Source organism: Spirosoma humi (assembly GCF_054776575.1).
Genome location: NZ_BAAHBR010000015.1, coordinates 247045 through 269670, shown reverse-complemented (window position 1 = coordinate 269670; position 22626 = coordinate 247045). Strand labels below are relative to the sequence as shown.

General features: G+C 50.9%; 21 protein-coding genes. 12 read left to right on the top strand and 9 right to left on the bottom strand.

Going from position 1 to position 22626, the window contains the following annotated elements:
* Nucleotide 1 precedes the first annotated feature (1 nt).
* Nucleotides 2–1264 (top strand): sulfite dehydrogenase, encoded by a 1263-nt coding sequence (gene soxC / locus ACYU8Y_RS17445; RefSeq protein ID WP_460939332.1) that lies wholly within the window; start codon nucleotides 2–4, stop codon nucleotides 1262–1264.
* Nucleotides 1265–1463: 199 nt separating this feature from the next.
* Nucleotides 1464–2327, top strand: coding sequence for an SDR family oxidoreductase (locus tag ACYU8Y_RS17440; protein ID WP_460939331.1), 864 nt, complete (start codon nucleotides 1464–1466; stop codon nucleotides 2325–2327).
* Nucleotides 2328–2641: 314 nt separating this feature from the next.
* On the opposite strand, the gene ACYU8Y_RS17435 is transcribed toward ACYU8Y_RS17440, so the two are convergent.
* Nucleotides 2642–2920, bottom strand: a complete 279-nt coding sequence (locus ACYU8Y_RS17435) for a hypothetical protein (RefSeq protein WP_460939330.1) — start codon at nucleotides 2918–2920, stop codon at nucleotides 2642–2644.
* A 452-nt stretch (nucleotides 2921–3372) separates the two neighbouring features.
* Here ACYU8Y_RS17435 and ACYU8Y_RS17430 point away from each other — a divergent pair, with 452 nt between their 5' ends.
* Entirely contained in the window at nucleotides 3373–4773 is a 1401-nt protein-coding gene (locus ACYU8Y_RS17430) for a Gfo/Idh/MocA family protein (protein WP_460939329.1), read from the top strand.
* A 244-nt stretch (nucleotides 4774–5017) separates the two neighbouring features.
* Nucleotides 5018–6394, top strand: coding sequence for a DUF1593 domain-containing protein (locus ACYU8Y_RS17425; RefSeq protein WP_460940316.1), 1377 nt, complete (start codon nucleotides 5018–5020; stop codon nucleotides 6392–6394).
* Nucleotides 6395–6502: 108 nt separating this feature from the next.
* Here ACYU8Y_RS17425 and ACYU8Y_RS17420 read toward each other — a convergent pair whose 3' ends face one another.
* On the bottom strand, nucleotides 6503–8065 hold the full coding sequence (locus ACYU8Y_RS17420; RefSeq protein WP_460939328.1) for an FAD-dependent monooxygenase: 1563 nt from the start codon (nucleotides 8063–8065) through the stop codon (nucleotides 6503–6505).
* A 49-nt stretch (nucleotides 8066–8114) separates the two neighbouring features.
* Complete coding sequence (locus ACYU8Y_RS17415; protein ID WP_460940315.1) at nucleotides 8115–8690, bottom strand: TetR family transcriptional regulator; 576 nt, start codon at nucleotides 8688–8690, stop codon at nucleotides 8115–8117.
* Between the two features lie 185 nt (nucleotides 8691–8875).
* Between ACYU8Y_RS17415 and ACYU8Y_RS17410 the strand changes: the two genes are divergently transcribed.
* Entirely contained in the window at nucleotides 8876–9175 is a 300-nt protein-coding gene (locus tag ACYU8Y_RS17410; protein WP_460939327.1) for a hypothetical protein, read from the top strand.
* A 280-nt stretch (nucleotides 9176–9455) separates the two neighbouring features.
* Here ACYU8Y_RS17410 and ACYU8Y_RS17405 read toward each other — a convergent pair whose 3' ends face one another.
* The 4 genes from ACYU8Y_RS17405 to ACYU8Y_RS17390 form a co-directional block, all read right to left on the bottom strand.
* A complete protein-coding gene (locus tag ACYU8Y_RS17405; protein WP_460939326.1) occupies nucleotides 9456–10013 on the bottom strand; it encodes a DinB family protein in 558 nt (185 codons plus the stop codon).
* The gene (locus ACYU8Y_RS17400) at nucleotides 10000–10434 is read right to left on the bottom strand and encodes a DUF4345 domain-containing protein (protein WP_460939325.1); all 435 of its coding nucleotides are present in this window, start codon (nucleotides 10432–10434) and stop codon (nucleotides 10000–10002) included. The genes ACYU8Y_RS17405 and ACYU8Y_RS17400 overlap by 14 nt, the downstream gene beginning before the upstream one ends.
* A 71-nt stretch (nucleotides 10435–10505) precedes the next feature.
* Entirely contained in the window at nucleotides 10506–11090 is a 585-nt protein-coding gene (locus ACYU8Y_RS17395) for a Crp/Fnr family transcriptional regulator (RefSeq protein WP_460939324.1), read from the bottom strand.
* 57 nt (nucleotides 11091–11147) lie between these two features.
* Nucleotides 11148–11942, bottom strand: coding sequence for an APH(3') family aminoglycoside O-phosphotransferase (locus tag ACYU8Y_RS17390; RefSeq protein WP_460939323.1), 795 nt, complete (start codon nucleotides 11940–11942; stop codon nucleotides 11148–11150).
* Between the two features lie 397 nt (nucleotides 11943–12339).
* Here ACYU8Y_RS17390 and ACYU8Y_RS17385 point away from each other — a divergent pair, with 397 nt between their 5' ends.
* Nucleotides 12340–13701: a hypothetical protein gene (locus ACYU8Y_RS17385; RefSeq protein ID WP_460939322.1), complete on the top strand. Its 1362-nt coding sequence runs from the start codon at nucleotides 12340–12342 to the stop codon at nucleotides 13699–13701.
* Between the two features lie 146 nt (nucleotides 13702–13847).
* Here ACYU8Y_RS17385 and tpx read toward each other — a convergent pair whose 3' ends face one another.
* On the bottom strand, nucleotides 13848–14441 hold the full coding sequence (gene tpx / locus ACYU8Y_RS17380) for a thiol peroxidase (RefSeq protein ID WP_460939321.1): 594 nt from the start codon (nucleotides 14439–14441) through the stop codon (nucleotides 13848–13850).
* A 146-nt stretch (nucleotides 14442–14587) separates the two neighbouring features.
* Nucleotides 14588–15169, bottom strand: a complete 582-nt coding sequence (locus tag ACYU8Y_RS17375; protein WP_460939320.1) for a DUF6273 domain-containing protein — start codon at nucleotides 15167–15169, stop codon at nucleotides 14588–14590.
* Nucleotides 15170–15318: 149 nt separating this feature from the next.
* Here ACYU8Y_RS17375 and ACYU8Y_RS17370 point away from each other — a divergent pair, with 149 nt between their 5' ends.
* The 6 genes from ACYU8Y_RS17370 (at nucleotide 15319) to ACYU8Y_RS17345 (ending at nucleotide 22626) form a co-directional block, all read left to right on the top strand.
* Complete coding sequence (locus ACYU8Y_RS17370; RefSeq protein ID WP_460939319.1) at nucleotides 15319–16650, top strand: chloride channel protein; 1332 nt, start codon at nucleotides 15319–15321, stop codon at nucleotides 16648–16650.
* A 71-nt stretch (nucleotides 16651–16721) separates the two neighbouring features.
* The gene (locus tag ACYU8Y_RS17365; protein WP_460939318.1) at nucleotides 16722–17396 is read left to right on the top strand and encodes a response regulator transcription factor; all 675 of its coding nucleotides are present in this window, start codon (nucleotides 16722–16724) and stop codon (nucleotides 17394–17396) included.
* Nucleotides 17397–17398: 2 nt separating this feature from the next.
* Complete coding sequence (locus ACYU8Y_RS17360) at nucleotides 17399–18787, top strand: HAMP domain-containing sensor histidine kinase (protein ID WP_460939317.1); 1389 nt, start codon at nucleotides 17399–17401, stop codon at nucleotides 18785–18787.
* A gap of 266 nt (nucleotides 18788–19053) precedes the next feature.
* Nucleotides 19054–19917, top strand: a complete 864-nt coding sequence (locus ACYU8Y_RS17355) for a helix-turn-helix domain-containing protein (RefSeq protein ID WP_460939316.1) — start codon at nucleotides 19054–19056, stop codon at nucleotides 19915–19917.
* 72 nt (nucleotides 19918–19989) lie between these two features.
* Nucleotides 19990–20889: a DJ-1/PfpI family protein gene (locus ACYU8Y_RS17350; RefSeq protein WP_460939315.1), complete on the top strand. Its 900-nt coding sequence runs from the start codon at nucleotides 19990–19992 to the stop codon at nucleotides 20887–20889.
* 297 nt (nucleotides 20890–21186) lie between these two features.
* The gene (locus tag ACYU8Y_RS17345) at nucleotides 21187–22626 is read left to right on the top strand and encodes a TolC family protein (RefSeq protein WP_460939314.1); all 1440 of its coding nucleotides are present in this window, start codon (nucleotides 21187–21189) and stop codon (nucleotides 22624–22626) included.

Genomic DNA, 22626 nt, shown 5'->3' with positions numbered 1-22626 from the left:
TATGAGGAAGAAAATCATTCAGCTCGACCAGCTCGAGGGGAAAATTTCTCGTCGGGCCATGCTGGGCGGAGCGGCCACGGCGGCTGTCGCCATTGTGCAAACGGCATCGGGTAAAACGATTCAGGAAGGTGTATCCGTAGCGGAGTTGATTCCCGACGATCCAACCAAGAAAATCGGTACGCTGGCCGGTGAAGTCGGTACACGGTCAGCCTTTGAAAAAGTCGTTAAAAAACCGTCCGATATTTCGTCGCGGTCGCCTTTGCAGGATTTTTACGGCATCATTACGCCCTCCGATTTGCATTTCGAACGCCATCACGCCGGTGTGCCCCTCATTGATCCGGCGAAGCACGAACTGCTCATTCATGGGCTGGTCGACAAACCACTGATCTTCACGCTGGCTGAGCTAAAGCGTTTTCCGTCTGTTTCCCGAATTGCCTTTCTGGAGTGTTCGGGTAATTTTCGTACGGGTAAAGAAAACATGTCGCCACAGGATATTTGCGGACTGACCAGCCAGAGTGAATGGACAGGCGTCAAACTCTCTACCCTGTTTCGCGAAGTAGGCGTCAAGCCAAACGCCAGTTGGTTTCTGGCCGAAGGGTCCGATGCGGCCGTGTTGACCCGTAGTATTCCGATCAAAAAGGGGTGGGATGATGCCATCATTGCCTACGCCCAGAACGGTGAAGCGCTCCGGCCCGAACAGGGCTATCCCGTTCGGTTGTTTCTGCCGGGCTGGGAGGGCAACACATCCGTAAAATGGCTTCGTCGGCTCGAACTGTCCGATCAGCCCTTTATGACACGCGAAGAAACATCGAAATACACCGAACCCATAAAGGGAGGTAAGTTCCGCCAATTCAGTTTCGATATTGATGCCCGGTCAATCATTACGTTTCCATCGTATCCAAAGAAAATTGAAAAAGGCTATGTCGAAATTCGGGGTATTGCCTGGAGTGGCCGAGGCAAGGTTGCGCAGGTTGAGGTAAGTACAGATGCGGGTAAAACGTGGGGGCCGGCGACGCTTCAGGAACCGATTCTGGATAAAGCGCATACCGCGTTCCGATACGTATGGCAATGGAACGGCGACGAAACAGAAATTTTGAGTCGGGTAACCGACGAAACGGGATATCGTCAGCCTACGTTGAAGCAACTCATCGACGCGCGGGGCGGTGAAACACTCGGTTATCATTTTAACCCGATTACCGCCTGGCAAATCAAGCCCGACGGTAGCGTGTTGTTCAAACCCGAGACCTGGCAAGCATACCGTTAGGTCATGCTTACCGCAAAATGAGCAGGGCTCATTTGTCCCCCAATCCGTCAAGCGATGGGCTGATAGGGCAGGTGTAACGATGGTTTAGCTCTTTCGTAGAAAATGATTTACAGAAATACTTGCAAATGGCAAGTATTTTAGCTTATCTTTGAACTTGCAAAATGCAAGTAAAAATATATAGCTTTTAGTTCGTTTTACCATGATTCTAGTAACAGGAGCCACTGGTGGGCTGGGCCACCAAACCATCGATTTTTTGCTCACGACCACCCCGGCTGCCGAAATCGCTGCCCTGGTGCGCGATGCCAGCAAAGCCACGGATCTGGTGGCACAGGGCGTAGACGTGCGGCAAGCTGACTACCTTGACTATCCCGCGCTGGTGAATGCCTTTCGGGGCGTTGATAAGCTGCTATTGGTTTCGGCCGTGGCATTTACCGACCGGGTACACCAGCACCAAAACGTCATCGACGCGGCTAAGGAGGCCGGGGTGAAGCACCTTTTCTATACCAGCATCCAGCGCAGCACACCTTTTGTAATGCCCGAGGTCACTGAAAGCGACCTGGCTACTGAAGCCTATCTCAAAGCGTCCGGACTACTATACACCATTCTAAAAAACGGCTATTATTTTGAAGGCCTGGGGTACCTGATTGGGAGTGAGGTGCCGGATAAGGAGATCCTTTTCACGGCGGGAGAAGGCAGGATAGCTTTCGTCAAGCGGACCGAACTGGCCGCTGCCACGGCCGCCCTGCTGACCAGCGAAGGGCATGACAACCAGGAGTATACTCTATCGGGAAGCGAGGCCTATTCGTTTGCCGATATCGCCCGGGAACTCTCCGCGTTAGCGGGCCGACCCATCGCTTACAAAAGCAGCGAGCTGGCGCCCTACATCGCGCAGAAAGTGGCCGCCGGCTTCCCTGAAGTGGTCGCTAACTTCCTGGGTCAGTGGGGCCTGGCCGCCGGAGACGGCATGCTGGCCGGGACGCACGATACCGTCGAGCGCCTGCTGGGCCGAAAGCCCACTTCGCTGAGGGAGTACCTGAAAACGGCTTATTTCCCAGGTACCTAACCGCTTGTAACGGCAGGCAATACCCATGCATCAGTTCATCGAAACCGGGCAAGTGATTTCTCGCGGGAAATCACTTGCTTGATTCTAGTCTGCTAAAAACACCTATATAAACGTTACATCGTCTCGTTGGGGAGCCTTTTTAACGATTAACGAAAGTTGATGGCGACTCGCCGTGAATGGCTTGTATCTGACATGTTGTACGTTCGCTCCTCAAATGACTCCATCAATGAGTTGAGAGTCAGGCGGATTAATGATGGAAAACAAATGGTTAATTAGCCCACTCAACGAGATTCAGAAGTTAAGGGGATGGCTTACTATTTACCTTCCCCCTTTTGTAGTTCCTCAAAATCGCCAACCACCCATTTCGGTTTGGGGGTGCCAAATGGATCGACAATGACCCGTCCCGTTTTTGTGTCTAGAATGATGGTTTGTCGATCGCTAGTCACCACCTGAAACCGGCGGGTATCCACAACCGCTGGGTCGGGCTGGCTGTCGTGGGCAGGTCTGAAGTTGATTAGCGTCAGCAGGCCGCCTAGCGTGAGTACACCTAGCAAAAACGAGCGCAGGTCAATAGCTATGTTGATAGTTTTCATACTTGATGAGCCTTAAGATTGTATAAAAAAGTGACTTACAAGTCCCAATATACAAATTGTCTCAGGTAGAAGGGTTTCAGGAAATTGTGGCGTCCTCCATTAGTGTACAGTTTCGACGTGAATGGATCAGTTCATGTTTATAGTCCTACCATTGGTTTACAGTATCTCAACCAATTCGGCGGTCCGGTTGATTCTGCCAGTGTTTAGAAAAGGTACTCTGCACCCTACGGCGACGCTTTTAATGTATGGGCTCGTAACAAATCAAACAAGGTAATGGGTTTTCGCAGGTATTCGCTACCTTTTCCGTTGACGGCGCTGATGATCTATTTGGCATTCGAGGGGAGGTAACTTTTCTACTCTTAGTCCCATCAGCTCGCGGGGCCTAAGAGTAGAAAAGTTGCCTTTCTGAGTTATTCGGTCAACAACCGTTTGATTACTCAATTACCTCGTTCATGAAAAAAGACAATCGGGCCTCAAGAAGACGATTTCTACAACAGATTGGGGCGACTAGTCTGGTCGCTGCGTCTTCCCCTTTATCATCACTAGCAGCCCAGGCTAAAGCGGAAGAGCGTATTTTACACTACGAAAAACCCATTTCGTCCACGGATAAAATCCGATTGGGGGTGATCGGTTACGGAGTTCAGGGTCATTTTGATTTGCGTACCGCTTTGAAAGTACCGGGGGTCGAACTAGCCGGTATCTGCGACTTGTACACGGGGCGCCTTGAAAACGCCAAAGAACAATTTGGGCCTGAGCTGTACACGACCCGCAACTACAAAGAGCTTCTGGACCGCTCAGACATCGACGCGGTCATTATTGCGTCCCACGATGTGTGGCACGCCCGTATGACCCAGGATGCACTGGCCAAAGGCAAGCATGTGTACTGCGAGAAACCAATGGTCTATAAAATCAGCGAAGGCTATCCGGTCATGGCAGCGGCCAAAAAAGCGGGCAAGGTATTGCAGGTCGGCAGCCAGCGGGTCAGCAGCATTGGGTATGCCAAAGCGAAAGAATTACTGGCGGCCGGTGAAATTGGCAAACTGAACATGGTCAATGCCGTCTACGACCGACAAAGCTCGATTGGGGCCTGGGAATACACCATTCCGGCCGATGCCGATGCGTTGACGACCGACTGGGATCGCTTTATCGAAGTGACGGCCAAAATGCCCTTCGATGCCAAGAAGTTTTTCTGGTGGCGGGCCTTTAAGGAAGTGGGGACGGGCGTAGCGGGCGACTTATTTATTCACCTGCTGAGCGGCACTCACCTGATCACGGGCTCCAAAGGTCCCCAAAGTATTTATAGCACGGGGCAGTTCAGCTATTGGAAGGATGGGCGTAACCTGCCCGATGTGATGTCGGGGGTCATGCAATATCCCGACAGCCCCGAACACGCTGCGTTTCAGCTGACCTTGCAGGTGAACTTTATCAGCGGCACGGGCGGCCAGGAAGTCATCCGGCTAGTGGGGTCGGAGGGTGTCATCGACGTGATGGGCAATAACCTGAGTATTAAGCACAGCATTCTGCCCCAGGCCCCCGGCTTTGGTGGCTATGATTCGGTGTTTACCTTCTCCAAGAGTATGCAGGAGCAAATGCAGCAGGCGTATGATGCTAAATGGACAACCGACCAGCGGAAACGCCCCGTTAAAATGGATGTTACCTTCAAAGCACCTGAGGGCTATAGCGACCATTTAGATCACTTTACCAACTTTTTTGATGCGATTCGGCTGAACAAGCCGGTGGTGGAGGATGCTCAGTTTGGCTTTCGAGCGGCTGCTCCGGCATTGGCTTGTAACGAAAGTTATTTCAGCAAACAGATCGTCAAGTGGGACCCGTCTAGCATGAAGCTGACGTAGGTTGGCGCTTCTACTCAGAGAATAGGAGTTGTGATTAATGGACCAAGGCCAAGGAACGAAGTTACTTAATGTCCGTTCCTTGGCCTTGGTCCATTAATCGCTTTATAGGTTAAGAGCGTACTTGTCCGCTTTCCCTGCATTCCCGCGGCTACACCGGGAAGGTTATAAAGGGGAGCTAAGTTGTCTTTATAACTTTCCTGAATACCAAACTACTCCAGTGAAAAACAGAATTAGTTGTTTTATAGTGTTGTCCTTGCTTTGGCATTTTTCGCAGGCCCAAAATCCGCGCGTGTTTGTGCTGACCGACATTGAAAACGAACCGGACGATGCCATGTCCTTTGTTCGATACCTAACCTATGCCAATCAATTTGACACGGAAGGCATCGTCGCCACCACCTCCTGCTGGCAGCGAACCAAAACCGCCGAATGGCGTTTGCACGAGATCGTTCAGGCTTACGGAAAAGTCCGGGACAATCTGGAAATCCATGAGAAAGGCTTTCCAACCGAGGCTTACATGCATTCGGTGATCAAAAAAGGGTTACCCGTCTTTGGCAAAGAAGGATTGGGCGATGGAAAAGACTCCGAAGGGTCGGATTGGCTCTTGAAGAGCATGCTCAAAAATGAAAACCGGCCGCTTTTCATTCAGGCCTGGGGCGGCACCAACGTCCTGGCACAGGCCCTTTGGAAACTCCAGCGAACGCAGCCCGAGAACACTGTTTCGAAGGTGATCGCAAACCTTAGAGTCTACACCATTTCCGATCAGGATGATACGGGTCCGTGGATTCGGAAAACCTTTCCCACCCTTTTTTACATTGTTAGTCCAGGCTTTGAAGAAAATGGGGGTGGCCAATATCACTACGCTACCTGGACCGGTATTTCTGGCGACCGGTTACATGGGCGCTTCCTGGGCGCTGACTCAACGCTGGTTGGCACTACGATCTTAGAGCAGCACGTGCGCCGGAATCATGGGCCCCTAGGTGAAAAATACCCACAGGTTGCGGTTCTGATGGAAGGCGATACTCCTTCCTTTTTAGGTCTGATCAACAACGGGTTAAATGATGCTGAACACCCCAATTACGGGAGTTGGGGAGGACGGTATGAGTGGTATATTCCGCCTTATAAAAAGTATATGTACGAACCTGAAACCCGCCCGATCTGGACCGATACCGCCGATGAAGTATACAGTGAACTAACCCAAAGCTATCACACTAGCAATCAGGCAACGATCTGGCGGTGGCGAAACGCCTTCCAACATGATTTCTTTGCCCGCATGGATTGGTGTGTCGCTAAATCGTATGCCAAGGCCAATCATCCGCCTACCGTGGTGCTCGATCATCCAAATCAGCTTACGGTCAAATCAGGGACCGAAGTTGTTCTCTCGGGTACTGGCACTGACCCCGACAACAACACATTGACCTATAACTGGCTGTTCTATAAAGAGGTGGGTTCACTCAATGCGAGCCAGCTCATCTTGAAAAATTCCAAAAGTAAAGCCGTAACGTTTAAAGCGCCAACGGTAACGGAAGTGAAAACAATGCATTTTGTTTTAGAAGTTACCGACAATGGCACACCAAGTTTAACCCGCTACCAGCGGGTCATAGTGAATGTAATTCCTAATTAAATCAAGTCTCCTGCCGTAATTTGTCAATTATTATCAAAAAAGACGGGCTACAGTTGAACAGAATACCATCCTGAAAGATGATTGTAAATCATCTTTCAGGCAGAAGCATCATCGTACCAGTAGGCGATCCACATAGGCTAGCAGGGCCTGACTCTGAGTAGCTTCACCGATAAAACCAAGATAACCATCTGGTCGCACTAAGTACATTAAGCCCGGCTGTTTTCCGTAGGCTAAACTAAAATAGCCCTCAGCATCCACAAAGCCCTCTGCAGGCTGACAACTGGCAGATTGCACTATTCGAACTAACTTGATATCGCTATACCTATCAGGAAGCCTGGTCAATTCATCGGTAACTATATCGCCGTTGACCAACAACGTCCAGTGCGGTCCCCGAAACAAATCGTATAGTCGAATGGGATTGCCTTTTCCATCCTGCAAAGGCGCATCCGGCGCGCGGTCACCCGCCTGTACGGGTATGGGTAGCGAAGTAGCCTGTTGACTCAGGCGGCTGTGTCTATAGTTGAGGCTTAACTGAAACCGTTCGGTATCACCCGGCAAGGCCCGCTGAAGCCCCTGGAATTTGTCCAATAGTTTTGTACTTAACTGTAACACCGCAGCCGCCACGGGCAGGCGCTCTTCCTGGTAAGATTCCAACAGGCTGGGGTTTGCACCTCGCAGGACCAGGTCGAGTTTCCATCCCAGGTTGTAAGCGTCCTGCAGACCGGTGTTCATACCCTGTCCACCGGTGGGCGAATGCACATGGGCCGCATCCCCGCCAAGCAAGACGCGCCCAATAATTGTGCGGTCAACCATGCGGATATTAACCTTAAAGGAGGAAAGCCAGGTGGGAGCATACAGCTCTATGGCCATACCCGTCCGCTTCTGTAAAATCTGCTGGAACAGTTCCAGGGTGGGGGTTGCTTCAAAATCAGGAGCTACCTGGGCGGTCATCTGAAAAATGTCGCTTTGGGCAAAGGGGGTAAGTGCTAAAAAACCGTCGGGGTGGTGCTTCCACATATGGGTATGTTCATGGTCCAGCGCATCGGTATGGACATCCCCAACGAGTATCCGGATCGCTTCACGGGTTTCACCCTCAAAGCCGACGTGCAAAAACTTCCGCACAAAGCTGCGACCGCCGTCGGCAGCAACCAGGTACAAACAGGTGATCGGCCTCGATTCCTGATCTTTTAAAACGGTTGCCGTAACCCATCCGTCGTTTTGTTCGATATTGGTCAGCTCGGTGGCCAATTCGACCGACTTACCGCCTTTTGCCAGTTGTTGCCGTAGGATAGCTTCAATCTGGAATTGAGGAATCCAGAGGGGTAAATAAGGAATGTTGGGTGTGGTGGTAAGCCCTTCATGGAGATCGTCCTCCTTAAGCAGGGTAGGGCCGTCATACTCCCGGGCGATCGGATGCGAATAGCCATAGGGCATCAGTTGATCGATCAGGCCCAAATCATCGAACACCTCCAGCGAGCGCGGGGTTAACCCTTTTCCTCGTGAGCCGGGAAAATAAACGGGCGATTTGTCAATGATTCGAAAGGGGACACCACGTCGTAGCAGGTCACAGGCCAAAGTGAGCCCCGTTAAGCCAGCGCCGACAATCAGTACCTGCGTATCGATCTTCACGGACTTGATACTATTCTTCGATTCTATTGGGTTTGTTTTCATAACGAGAAGTAAAATACCGACCATTCGGTATGTAATCGGGCAAAAAAATTTAAGCTTTGATTAGCTGGTAGATCGTATGCCAGGACGCCAAGACTTCCTTGTCAAGCGCTGCTGTCTGATCAGCTGTAATCAACTGAATCATCCTACCATGACCCATATCAATAAAAAGACGGGCCAACTGCTCATCGGGTAATACGGATTTGATTTCTCCCCTGTTTCTGGCGACTGCGATGATGGCCATCCAGGCGGCTAACGCTTTATCTTCATGGCAATTGATCTTGCTTTTGATGTCAGGAATGAGACGCAGCGCTTCGAACAGTAATGAGTAATGATTAGCTCCAAACGTTAGCTCCGGGGTTAAGATCGTGTCTCGCACTTTTCTAGCCTGGGGAAAATAGTCGTCGAGGAACTGGCGCAGGCTGATTTGGGAAAGTTGCGTAAAATTAACGGTGGCAAACTGATCGATATACAGATCAATGGCTGCTTCAAAGATTTGCTGCTTGTTTTTGAAGTAATGGAAGAAGGCCCCTTTGGAAAAGCCCGTCTTTTCCATCAGCTCCTGAAAGGTGACGGCCTTGTAGCTTTTTTCCATGAACAGCGTCAAGGCCGTTTGGAGAATATGCATTCTGGAGTCTTCCATGGTAGATACCGACTGTTTGGTATGTAAAGGTAAAAAGATTTTTACAAATGCAAACAAGTCATGTATATGAGGTGGAAACGCTTGGCAGACAACCTATCTTACCTCTATATTCGGGCGAATAATAAATCATTAATGAACGAATGGACTTTTCGATTCATTCAGCTTTACGTATGGACTGGCTACTCATAATCATCGGGATTCTGATCATACTGCTGGGGGGGGTGATCTGGCGGTTTAGACTCGTCAACTTATTGAGCCAGGTGGAAGGCCTACGCGTGATCGATAAAGAAAAGGCCACTCGGTATACGGCCTGTTATTTAGCCCTACTGGGCCTCTGTTTTATGATACTGGGGTATTTTATTGACGAGTTGAGTGAGCGCCAATTGCTCTTGATCATCGCCTGCTTTATTCCGCTTAACCTGGTCGTTCTCATCCCGTATATGCTCGCTCAGAGTCGAAACATGAACTAGGGCTTGGGGGATGCCTTTCCCGTTACTTACTGGGCAACCTCATCGATTGACTGGAGGGCTGCCTGGGCCTGCGGGCCTTTGGTTGTGCCGATTAAGATGAATTCGCCAGCGTGAAGCATTCGTTAGCTTGGCCATTTGAAAATCAGAAAATAGGGCTTTAAAATGGCTTTTACCGGCCTGGAGAGCAACCCCGTTTTCCTCCAGACCGGGTGCCGAGAAATTTCAGACCGATTGATCAACGTCGAACGGGCATTAATTTATGACATGTGTTATCATCTAGTTAAAGCGAATTCAGGTTCCGCTTTGCCTGAGCTACATGCCGTTCGGTATGAGCGACCATAAACTGCAGGATATCGCCTACGGGCAAGTGCAGCCAGGGGGCAATCGACAGCGGTACCCGAACGCCGTTGATATTCACTTTCTCCACCTGTTTCAGTAGCAAGAGCAGTTGTTCCTGCTGATCAATAAAGTCAGCGACCACCTGGTGAGCAGACCAAGCCTCGCTGGGCTGATGTCGTTTAATGGCCCTGAACTTCATTTTGCCCGATTTGGGGTCCATCAACCGGGTTAAAAAGTTGCCCAGCCAGGAGCTTTTAAACGAATCGGTGACCGGCTTATCCAGTTGAGTAATCAAGCTATGGTTTAAGCGGGGTAAATAGTAGCGTCCGTAGCTGTTCAGGTGATCTAAACATTGAACGATACTCCACCCACCACGCTGGGACGGTTGGTTGAGGGTGGTGTCGTCCATGTTCTGAAAATGTTCTACAGCCTGCTGAATATGACCATCCACCTGTTGTTCGAGGGCAGCTAGCCAGACCGCCTTGTCAATGAACGTCATGGTAGTGCGTTACCGGCGAAGCCGTCGCTTGTTTAGTTACATACAAGAGCGCCAGAGCGATGAGGAAGAAAAGAGTCTCAATGACCAGCCATTGCCGACCAAACGCGCCCAGGGGGCCTTCGGCAAATACCGTAATCGTTCTCGACAGCGCATAAAATCCCCACAGTAAACTCAGAAAAACCAGCCCTTTCTGTATATCCCGGACCATGAGGTACAATAGACTGATAAATAAAGTAAGCCCTACGCCCCCGTAAACACCCCGGATTGAGCTGAAAGCGTCAGTGTTGGTGAGCTGTACCTGCACCAGATCCATTACCGATTGCGGGTTGGAAAAGGCCATAAGGCTAACGGACAGCAGGGCCAGGGCGGATAGGAGAATGAAACCCTGGGCGGCCCGAGTAACGATAATTTGCTTTTGCATAGTCGTGATCATTAGTTACGGCACAAAATTGGGCCTCATCTTCTGACCAATTATTGGTATTTACCAAGATTTCAGGCTCTGATGGTATTCATAAGCTTACTAAAATTGGTTGGGTCAACGCCAATGTAATTGGCTAAATATTTATGGGGGACTAGCTGTAAGATATGGGGGCTGCGCCGGAGCAGTTGGGTAAACTTATCGGCGGATGAATAGCACTGTAGTTCCACTACCCGTTCCAGCACACCCGACAGGGCGCCCGTAATACCCAGTCGGACCATGGTTTCTACCGCCGGGCTACGTTTCATGACCGCTTCCAGGTCCCGGAAGGAGGCCCGTAGAAAATGGGAAGGCGTAAGCGTTTCATAGTAATAGCGGGAAGGCCGCTGTAGCATAAACGAATCGAGGACACCTCCGAAAGAAGGCCCGTAGGAAAAAACCAGGGTCGCTTCCCGATTTTGCTCATCGAAATAATAAACCCGTTGTACGCCCTCCAGAATAAAATACAGATAGCTTTCCTGTTCGCCTGCTGTCGTCAGAATTTCCTTGCGCTTGGCTGAAAACGGTCGCCAAATGTTGGAGAATTCAGCCCACTCTGGTTCCGGAAGCGTATGGATTGCCTCAACAAGCTGCTTTAAGCCAAGCAACGAATCATTCATAAGCACTACTATAAAAAGTCTTGTAGAATTATTTTCCAAGCACGTCAATCAGGTTCTTTAAAATAGTTCATCCAACTGCTCAAAGAAGGCACGCTTACGGGGGTTATCAGCCTCCCCGAGCCCAGCCAAGAAGGCAGTCGCTAGGGATGGAGAAAACGACTCTCGCAAGTTGTGGTAGACAAAAGCGCGGTCCATCCACCGGTCGGCCACCCCACCACGACCCCAATCAATGAAGTACACCTGGTCCTGAGCATCCACAAAGATGTTGCTGTCCGTCAGATCGCCATGGGCAAATACCGGCTCCTCAGGAGGCTGCGTGGCGTAGAGGTGCGCTACAAATTCCGGCGGATTGGCTGCCTCTACACCAGGCCATTGATGCAGATCGTATTCGTACGCCACTAAGCCATTGACCAGCAGGTACTCCAGCTCCTTGAGCCGGAAAGCTGCTCCGGCCTCAAAGGGGCATGTGGCGATGGGCAGGGCTTGCAGCTGAGCAAGGGCCTCCTGGAACACGGACAGTACGGCCTGTTGACTGTCGATGCGCTGGTACAAAGGTTGGCCTGGCACGCTACGGGTGATCATAAACTCCCCCTGGCTACTTTGGGCCACGGCCACCACTTCGGGTACATTCAACCGCCCACTCAGCCAGACCAGCACATCGGCCTCGCGTTGTACGCTGAAGGTAGTTGGGGAGTAAAGTCTTGAGCACATCTTTAGAAAGAAGGCGTCGTTGCCCCGCTTAAAGCGGTAGACCGGACAAGGCGACTCGCCTACTGTATCCGAAACCAGGCGTGCCTTCCCCAGGAAGCGGGCAATCGGTTTAGGCAGGTCAAGGGTCAACTTTGCATTCATATCTAACCATCCTCAAGAAAACGCTCCTAAAATTAAGATAAGGCTGACTCAAGCAATACATTTTTGATGAGACACTTCTTGAATCGGCCAATTGACCTAATGCCAGGCGGCTACTGCTCAGCTAGGCTAGAGTGATACAACGCCTGTACGCGCCAGGCGCTGACAGGCAATGTCAGCCAGTTTCAGGATGGTGTCGGTGCGACCCGTCGTCAGATCCGCCAGGTGCTGGTTCATAGCCTGAAAGTACTGCTCGGCCAGAGAGAGTGTCTATAATAAGTCGGGCGTTTAATGAAACGGCGTATTAATGGGTATTTCGGTTGATGTTTTCGTACTTTGGCTACTATAAAGATGATGATTTTACAACGTAGCCTATAACCAGCAGTACACACAATCATTCATGTCTGATAATAACCCATCGACGGCTTCCCAACTTACTCCCGACGAGCAAGACAAGCTTCGGGAATTAACCACTCAGAGCTGGAACCTCGAATTAGCTATCTCCGGAGTGGCCATGTTCGCTATCCTGCAATTGCCCGATCTGCTGGAGTCGGCCTTCAGCTACATCCGCTACAATTACATGACCCACACGGAGGGGGCAGCGGTCATGTTGCCCTCGATGGTATACAGCCTGATTCGCGCTACTTGCCATGTCTTGTTTGCGGCTTTTCTGGCCAATTTTGTAATGCGGGCATTTTGGGTGGGTCTGGTCGGTCTGCTGGCTGTTTTCCCCTCGGGCATCCACTACGACCGTATTCCCTTCTCCACGCCGTATGCCCAGCAACGCCTGGCCGACGAGTTTGGCCCACTGGACCGCTACATTCTCTGGCTCGACAAACGGTGCAATATTGTATTTGCCCTCGCGTTTCAGTTCGTGTTCCTGCTGGTGGTCGTTGCCATATTCTACCTGATGGGGTTACTGATCTACCTGGTGGTTCAACCTAACGTGCCCCCCAACGTGTGGTTTGGGGTCAAAATTGCCTTAGGCATACTGATGGCCTTGTTCTTCTTAGCGTCTATTTTGCTGAGTCAAAAGAGGCTGAAAGAGACGCCCAGGGGCATTCAACTTAACTACCAGTTTACCAAAGTAGGGCGACTGATGATGCTGGGTACGTACAAACACACGTCCTATGTTACTAACACGTTTTACACCAATATCCGGCCCGGCAAGTTGATTCAGGCGGCAGCGATGTTCATCGTCGTATTTTTTGGGGTGTTCTTTCTTGAATACGCCAACGATATATCACGTACCAGTGGAGGGATGTCGCTTTTCAACCGCCGACATCTTTACTCGGCCCGTATCGATAGTCTCTACATTGAGCCTACGGCCTACGACAACCAGCGCCCCGAGGGTGCCTTTATTGGCGGGGCTTCCATCCAGTCAGACGTCATTCGGGAACCTTACCTGCGCTTGTTCATTGCCTATCCCAAAGCACTCGACACACTGCTTAAGCAGCTGGCGGCCGAACCAGCCTGGAGCGATACGCTGTCGCGTCAAGTGCGTCGACAGCGATATGCTATCTGGAGCAGCCAGCAGATCAATAAGTTGATCTGCATCACCGTTAATGATTCGGCCTATGCCCAGCCTAACCTGCTATTTACTAAAACCGGGGTTCAGGAGCAAAGTGGCTGGCAAACGGTGTTGATACCGGGCAATCTGAAAACAGGCCACAACCTGCTCCGGGTAGCTCTGCAAGACCCCCGAAAAAAGGAAGCCAATGAACTGGTGACGATTCCTTTCTGGTACGTACCTGAGCCCTAACCTAGCCGCCCTTACTTAGCTAGCCTTATCCGCCTGACATCCTAATAGCCGCTTCCTACTGAATAGGAGCGGCTATTTACGAATGCTATTAACGAACGGCCATTGCCATACCTGCAATTTATTCCCTGCATTAAGCTCATTCAATGCTATTTAATAGCAGCAAGAGCGGCAGCGTAATCAGGCTCTTGCCCTATTTCCGGCACCTGTTGTTCGTAGACGATTTTCCCTTCGGGGTTCACCACGATTACGGCGCGACTTAACAGCCCTTTCATGGGGCCGTCGGCAATTTGTACCCCGTAAGAATGGCCAAAATCAGTTCTGAAATCAGAAAGCATTACCACGTTTTTAATGCCTTCCGCGCCACAAAAAGCTTTCTGGGCAAAAGGTAGGTCTTTGGAGATACAGAGAACCGTGGTGTTTTTTAGCCCAGCTGCATCCTCATTAAACTTCCGGACCGATTTGGAACAAACACCGGTGTTTACACTGGGGAAAATATTCATGATCACATATTTGCCTTTATAATCAGCTAACGTGTTATCCTTCAGATCAACACCGGTCAAGGTGGCCTCTTTAATCGATGTGCCCACCGCAGGTAGTTTACCCACCGTATGAATGGTTTTACCACCTAGCGTAATGGCCGTGCCGGTGGATTGTGCCAGGGTAATTCCTGTCATGAACATGCCTGCCAGGACCAGAAAAAAGATTTTGAAGGCCTGTATTGAGTTTTCGATACCAGTCATAAAATGCATTCCATTAATGGTTGTTCTCCAAATGTACTAAGAAAACATTGATGAATGGCTGTTAGGCCGATTCATGCAGATCCTACGTGACAAGCAGCGTATTGCTGCCCATAGATGGGGTATTTAAGCTACCTATACGGCAAGAGCTAATCGTCCAGCCGCAACCATAAAGCGGGACGAATACCGCCACCGTCTCGGGGCCTGCCGAAGACGCCGTTGCCACGGACATAAACATGGCCGTTTTTGGTAATACTCGCCCCCGTGCGACCGTAGTAGCCCGGCGACCGAAGCCGCCACCCGTGCAAGTCAGTACCGTATCTGGCTTGTCGATTACCGTTGTTTGCGTCGTCAATAAACCACGTTTGTCCCCCTTTGGTACTCAGGTTTGCCCGGCTATCGCCAAAATACTGGCAAACCTCTTCCAGGCTAAGTAAGAATAGGTGATCGGTGGTGTCTGCCCCCCCTTTTGTATTGAACCAGGGGTTGTCAAAATTTTTATTCGTGATCTGAATGATTTTTGCCCTCTCTTCCGGGCTGAATGTAAGGTAGAGTACTTGGTTAAGGTATTGCCTTAACGCGCAATCTGCCCACGTTACATTGACAAATTGGTGGTGATACCATCGCAGTTCCACTATATCCTGGGTAATGATCAGGGCCCTGCGATCCTCTTCAACGGCAAGCACCAGCCACGTGTAGAGGCCAAACGTAATTAGGTCATGTTTTTCCATCGTTTACCTGTCGGGTTGGTTAGTAGACTAGTCTAAATAGCTTTAAACGCTCTTCTACCTGTTCTCGATTATGGCCACCTGACGAAAAACCACTACGCGTTAACAACCTCTCCATGTGAACAGATTGAGTCCTTACTCGTTGATGAATCATGCGTATTCATGAAGAACTGGTTCTGTTTGGTAGTGTTCTTAAGTGGGTTATCCTCTCGGTGCTGATCGGCTGTCTGACCGGATTGGCCGCATCAGCATTTATCCTCTTTATCCACTACGTGATTGAGCAAAGTAATCATTATCAGTACGTTTTCTTCCTGTTGCCGCTCAGTTTTTTTGCCGCGAACCTGCTCAGTCAGTTCGTCTTGAAGCAGCACGTAGGCACCGACGCGCTCATTGCCGCCATCAATCGGAACTACGGCAAAATCGAAGGCAGCTTCGTACCCACCAAGATCGTTAATGTCATCCTGATTCTGGCCACGGGTGGCTCGGCGGGCAAAGAAAGTCCCTGTGCGCAAATCGGTGCGGGTCTGGGTAGTGTTTGCGCCAATCTATTTCGGGTAGACAACGTTGACCGGCGAAAGATGGTCCTGTGCGGCTTCTGCGCCGGTTTTGCCTGTGTATTCGGTGCCCCAATTGCCGGAGCGCTGTTCGGGATTGAAGTGCTGGCCGTGGGGGTTATTCTCTATGATGTACTACTTCCTGCGTTTGTCGCTTCGATTACGGCCTACCAGATTTCATCAGCACTGGGCGTTACGTTCTTTTATTATCCACTTCAGTTTGTTCCTTCATTCGGCCAGGGATTTTTTCTTCAGCTCCTGGGCGGGGGTATCCTTTTTGGCTTGTGCGCCTATGGGTTGATTCGGGCTATGCAGACCAGTACGGCCTGGACGAACGCCATTCCCATCTGGCGGCCCTGGAAGGGCATGCTGGGCGGACTGGTACTCGTTGGGCTGACCCTTTTGTTTTCGCGCGCTTATTTAGGACTAGGTCTTGATCTTCTGGAAAACTGCATTAAAGGACAGCCTGTTGCTTCGTACACCTTTTTACTAAAAGCCCTGTTCACTGTTATCACCCTAAGCATCAGCCGGAGTGGCAGTGTCATTACGCCCATTTTGTTTATTGGAGCTTCCCTGGGTAGCTTTTACGCAGACCTGGTTGGCGCCGACCGCTCGACCTTTGCGGCCATTGGCTTCGTGAGTCTGCTGGCGGGGGCGGCCAACACGCCCATCGCCTGTAGTATTCTGGCCATCGAATTATTCGGGGCGACCGTTGCTCCCTATGCTGCGGTGGCCTGCGTCATTAGTTTTCTATTATCTGGCCACCGGAGTTTGTATGGGTCCCAGTTGCTGACCGTTCGCAAATCGCCGGCCATCCAGATTCAACTGGGAAGCGAAATTAGTGCCGTGCCGGATCAATCGCATCAGACGTCCATTCGTTGGCCCCATTGGTTAAGAAAGCTCCGGTCGTTTTTCCAAAAGCGCTCTTAGGGGTCAGAGGACATGCTGTCAATGCAGAGCAGATCGAGTAAAGGGGCTAAAAGAGATTACTTTTGTCTATTATGAAAGTATTGCTGGTTGAAGATGAAGCGAGTCTGGCGTCGTTTATTCGCAAAGGCGTGGAAAGCGAAGGCTACGACATCGATCTGGCCTACGACGGGCTGATGGGGCAACGACTGGCCGATAATAACACCTACGATGTTATTGTGCTGGATGTCAATCTGCCCCATATCAATGGGTTTGACCTGTGCCGACGCATCAAGCAAGAGTCCCCTCGGCAGCCAATACTGCTGTTAACGGCGCTGGATAGTTTGCCCGATAAAGAAAGCGGCTTTGGCGCGGGTGCCGATGATTATCTGGTCAAACCATTTAATTTTCGCGAGCTGATGCTACGGATCAAAGCGCTGGCCCGGCGAAACAGCGACCACATGGGTCTGAAAACGGTGTTGCGCGTGGTCGACCTCGAACTCGATACCCAGGCGCATTCGGTTTTCCGGGCCGGGCAGCGAATTGAGCTGACGGCCCGCGAATACGCCCTGCTCGAATACCTGATGATCAACAAGGGCCGAACCGTTAGCCGAATCGATATTGCCGAGAAAGTTTGGGACCTGCATTTCGACACCAACACCAACGTCATCGAGGTCTATATCAATTACCTGCGCAAAAAGATAGATAAAGACTTCAGCCCCAAACTGCTGCACACGGTGGTCGGCATGGGATACGTTTTACGGGGTTAATTATGCAGATCAAACACAAGTTGATCCTGTGGTTTTCGTCGCTGGTGGCGAGTATTCTGCTCCTTTTCTCGATCTACGTGTACAGCACCTATGCCAGCTTCCGGCAGCGATCCATCGAAGATCGACTGGAACGTAAAGCACGCGTGACGGAGCAGTTGTTAACGCTCAGAGGAGCCGTAGCGGGTAGCGTTATTACGTCGATGCCCGAACAGGTTGAGTTTGTTTATTCGCCCACCGACAGTCTGATTTACGCCAGCCAGTCTACCAACGATTTTGTGGCTGATTCCGCTTTTCGGCATCGGGTACGGCGGGAGCGAATCGTCCGGTTTCAATACGAAAGTTCCGGGCATACGTATCCTAAAGACGGCGTCGCGCTGACCTACGCCGGGGTTTCGCCTTCGCCGGATGGACGAGAATATGTAGCGATCGCAACCGCCTACGATCAGGATGGCTACCAGCGACAGAAGAATCTGCGCGACCTGTTTGTTGTCGGCAATATGGTGGCCATCGGTCTGGTTAGTTTACTGGGTTACTTTTTTTCCCGACAGGCACTCAAACCCCTTAACAAGCTGATCGATCAGATCAACACCCCCGTAGCTACTATGTTGCCCTTTCGGCTGCGGCCCGACAACGCCCATGACGAGGTAGGCGTACTGGCGCAGGCGTTCAACGACTTACTCACCCGGCAGGAACAACTGGTCGAGAACCAGCGCTCATTTATTGCCCAGGCATCCCACGAACTACGCACCCCGCTGACGACCATCAAAGGCTGGCTGGAAACGTCGCTGCTCTACGATACCGATGCCGAAAGTTTGAAGCGCGGCATGACCCAGGCCGTTACCGAACTGGATAAACTGACGGCGCTGGCCAATGGGCTGTTACAACTGGCCCGCATTGATGGCGTTGATGCGCAGCTTGATCGCCAGCCGCTCGAACTGGTTGAGATTGTTCTCGATGCTGCCGATACGCTCGGGCAGCAACGCGCCGGGCAATCCCTGTCTGTCCAGCTTAGTGACGGTGTTCTCGAACAACCCATGCCCGTCACAGTTCTGGGCAATGCGCACCTCCTCAAAACGGCCTTGCTGAATCTGCTGGACAACGCAGCAAAGTATTCGAATGGTCAGCCCATTACGGTATGCCTGGAAATGGATACCGAAGAACGCGCCCTCATTCGGATTGAAGACCGGGGCATTGGCCTGACGCCGGGCGAAGAAGAACAGATTTTGCTACCGTTGGTACGCGGCTCCAATGTGCGGTCCATCGGTGGGTTTGGCATTGGGTTGACGCTGGCCCATCGCATCATTACGCTGCATCAGGGAAAGCTCCTGCTACGTCCCCGGCCGGGTGGTGGCACCATTACTGAAGTCGTTTTACCCTTGCAGCCTGCTTAGCGACTGATAACTATGTATCACAAAGTCAAACAGGGCTAATGTTTATTACAGCATTTTAAGACTGGTTAATAAATTGAAAAGATATAGGCTGCTCCTTCTTTTACTGTTTCGAAAAACGGGTGTTTCAAGAGATGGCATAGCTCCCCTGAGCATCGCCCTTTCATCCACAGTGCGGGGAAAGAAATTCAACGTTCTACAGTTCTTATTCCAAAAACACGAAGTGGCTGCCAAGTACGTCATCCATCACGATTACATATCGATAAGTAATGGCTCAAGAGAATAATGCGTCTGTCATACCGGCCTTCAATTTGACGCATGATATGGTCCATACAGGACTGGTTATCCGTCAAATTAATAAGGCTAGTCTCACCATGCCCTTCATGGGAATACCTCATACTCACAACTTTTACACGCTATCTGTATTAGCTCAAGGCACAATGACGTTGTACACGGACTATCAGCAGATTCAAGTGCAAGCGCCTGCCTTGTTGCTATTGGGTAAGGATCAAGTTCACGCTCACAACACTTACCAACAAGTGGTCATGACCAGCTTGAGCTTTACCGACTGGTTTACCATTGACACCAATTCCGATTGGCCATCCCTTTTTACGGTCCCTGCCCTTCCGCTAACGGACTACGATTTTAGTCAGATCGCTGAATACACTCGATTACTTGAACGGGAACATGGAACGAATAATCGACTGAACAACAATCATATAGCCAATCATTTATTAACCATAATCATTCAGCTTGCCCTTCAGCTTAAACATAAATACCAGGCGAGCCCTACACATCAGTCATCTACATTGTACCAACGGTTTAATCAGGCCTTGAATCAACAGTATCGATCGGTTGGTGACAGTAAAACCTACGCCCATCAACTTTGTGTGACTCAGCAGCAACTCAAAGCGGCAACTAAACTGGTTACGGGAAAAGGGCCTAAACAACTCATTAATGAGCGACAGATTCTAGAAGCCAAGCGACTTTTGTACTGGGCTGATTGGTCAATTAAAGAGATCGCCTGGCAATTAGGGTTTACCAGTGAGCAGTACTTCAGCCGTTTTTTTAAGAAGCATACGGGTTATGCCCCATCGTCTTTTCAAAAGCTGTTTGGCCACATGTACAAGTGAATGATCGAAAAGGATAAGTCGTGGCGATGAGGGGAGGCTACTTTTGCGAAGTCAACTAATCAAAAAACAGTCATGATTTACGCGATTTCACAGCGTTCGTACCCGATTCTTCTGTCCTGGATAATCCTGCTTCTAGGTAGCCCCCTCAGTAAAGGACAAAGCCAGGATGGCCCGGTCAAGATTGCCGTTTTAGTCTATCCCGGAGTCGAATTACTCGATTTTTCGGGACCCGTCGAAGTTTTTAGTAACGTGCGTGATTTCCAGGTTTATCTGGTTTCAACCGGTGATAGTGTACTAACCACTAAAAATAATACCTTACGTTTTAAACCTGATTATACGATCACCAATGCCCCTCAGCCTGATATTCTGGTTGTTCCGGGAGCTCCCCTTGATCCGGTGGTAGCCACGTATAAGAATCCAGATGTCCTGGCTTGGATCAATCAAGTCCATCAGCATACGCAGGTGAGTATGTCGGTTTGTACGGGGGCCTTCATTATTAGTAAGGCGGGCTTGACGAAGGGGAAAACGATCACCAGTCATGCGGCAGTGCTTGATTCCTTGTCACGATTCGATCGACAAACCAAGGTGGTGCGAGACACTCGTTTTGTCGAAGACGGTAAACTACTTACTACGGCGGGTATTTCAGCGGGTATCGACGGGGCTCTTTATGTCGTCGATAAACTGAGAGGGCGTGATGAGGCTTTACTGGTAACTCGAATTATGCAGTATGACAAGTGGCAACCTGACCGGGGCATTATAATTGGCAAGTCGAAGTCGTCTTTTCCTGGAATGCCCCAAAAGAAGCTAGGTAAGCTTAAAACAGCCAGATCATTGGCTGATCCCGTCTGTCACATGCAGATTATGGCCAGAGATACGATACAATACACGTACAAAGGGAGGAATTATAAGTTTTGCTCGGGGAGTTGCAAGGAGATATTTCGTCGGCGTCCCGAGCAATATATGAGTGAGTAAAAGCAAACACTGGCAACTTATGATGTCTCCCTTTCGGGAGACATCATAAGTTTAATGCTATCTGTCTTGTAAAAACGCTCCTATTTATAGACGAAAGTAGTCCTCTCTTTATGGGATAGGGCGACCGGGGTCGGAAAAAATAGTCGGTAAGTTACCATATGGCTATCCTCTAGCGCAGAGCCTGTATAATTTAACTAGTATCGCAACTCATGACCCGTTCTAATAATAACTAATATGGCTCTAATTTCGCTCTAATCTCCGACCCGTAGCTTTGGGGTTATCCATCAGGCTAATCCCATGCACAGGTTGAAAAAACGATACATCGGGCTTTTATTCGTACTCGTCGGCGGCTGGGGCAGACAGGGTCTGGCGCAACCGGGTGCTTCCTTATCGACTGTAGCCAACCCGCTTACCTTGTCCAAAGCGCTGGAGCTGGCCCGCACCAATTACCCTAGTTTGCGGGGAAAACTGGCCAATATCCGGGCGGCTGAATCCGATGCGCAAGCGCTGAACCTGGCGTTGTTGCCGCAGGCTGGCGTTCAGGCGCAGACACTCAATGCTACGTCCAATCAGGTTCGGGGTGCCTACGTATCCAATGGCGGACTCCTGTTGCCCGTTTCGGGGGTGCGGACCGATGGGTTCAGAAATCAGGCGGCCTGGACGAGCGGGCTTTCGATGGTGGTCGACTGGGAAGCCATTACGTTTGGTCGTCGGCAGGCCCGGCGTAGTCAGGCCCGGCTCGCTATAGAGCAGGCTCAGGCCGACTACGAAGGTGAATTGTTTACCCATCAGGTACGGGTTTGCGATGCTTACTTACTGGCGCTTAATGCCCAAAAATCGGTAGCCTTGCAAACCGCTAATCTTCAGCGGTCGCAGGCGCTACAACGGATCATTCGCGCCAGTACCGAAGGCGGCCTCCGACCCGGTATCGACAGCGCCGTGGCCAACACCGAAGTGGCTCGGGCTCAATTGCAGGTATTGGAAAGTCAGCAACTGGCCCAGCAACAGGTACTCCGACTTACTGAATTGATTGGCCAGCCGAATCCCACCGTCCAGTTGGATTCGATGGTCTTTTACAACCAGCTTCCTCAATTGCCGCAAACGCCAGGAAGCAATCCGGCGCTGCATCCGCAACTCCGGGTTTATCAGAAAAACATTGATCTGGGCCGGGCGCACGAAACCCTGTTGAAGGCCTCGGCCTTACCATCCATTTCGGTGCTGGGTTCGCTTCAGGGACGCGGCTCAGGAATCAGCGAGCAGGCCCAGCCCGACGGTACCTTTCGCATTGATCCCTCGCTGGGAGCTGGTCTGCCGCTACGGTCTTACAACTACATCGTGGGCGTAACGGCCATCTGGCGACCAACTGATTTATGGCGTACCAAGTACGCGCTGTCGGGCCAGCGGGAGCGAGTCAACGCCAATCAACAGGCGTTTGACCAGCAGGCATTGAGCATTCAGGCGGCTAGTCAGAATGCGGTATTGCAATTACAACTGGCGCAGGCTCGCGCCCGGCAAGCTCCGCTTCAACTGGATGCGGCCAGCCAGGCCTACATCCAATCGCAGGCGCGGTACGAATCCGGGCTGGACAACATCCAGGCGCTCACCCAAACGAGTGCGCTGCTCAACCGGGCCGAGGTCGACCAGGCCCTGGTCACCAACAGTGTCTGGCGGGCTTTGCTGTTACGGGCCGCCACGGCTGGTGACTTAGATTCCTTCCTTCAACAACTTCCCCGCTAA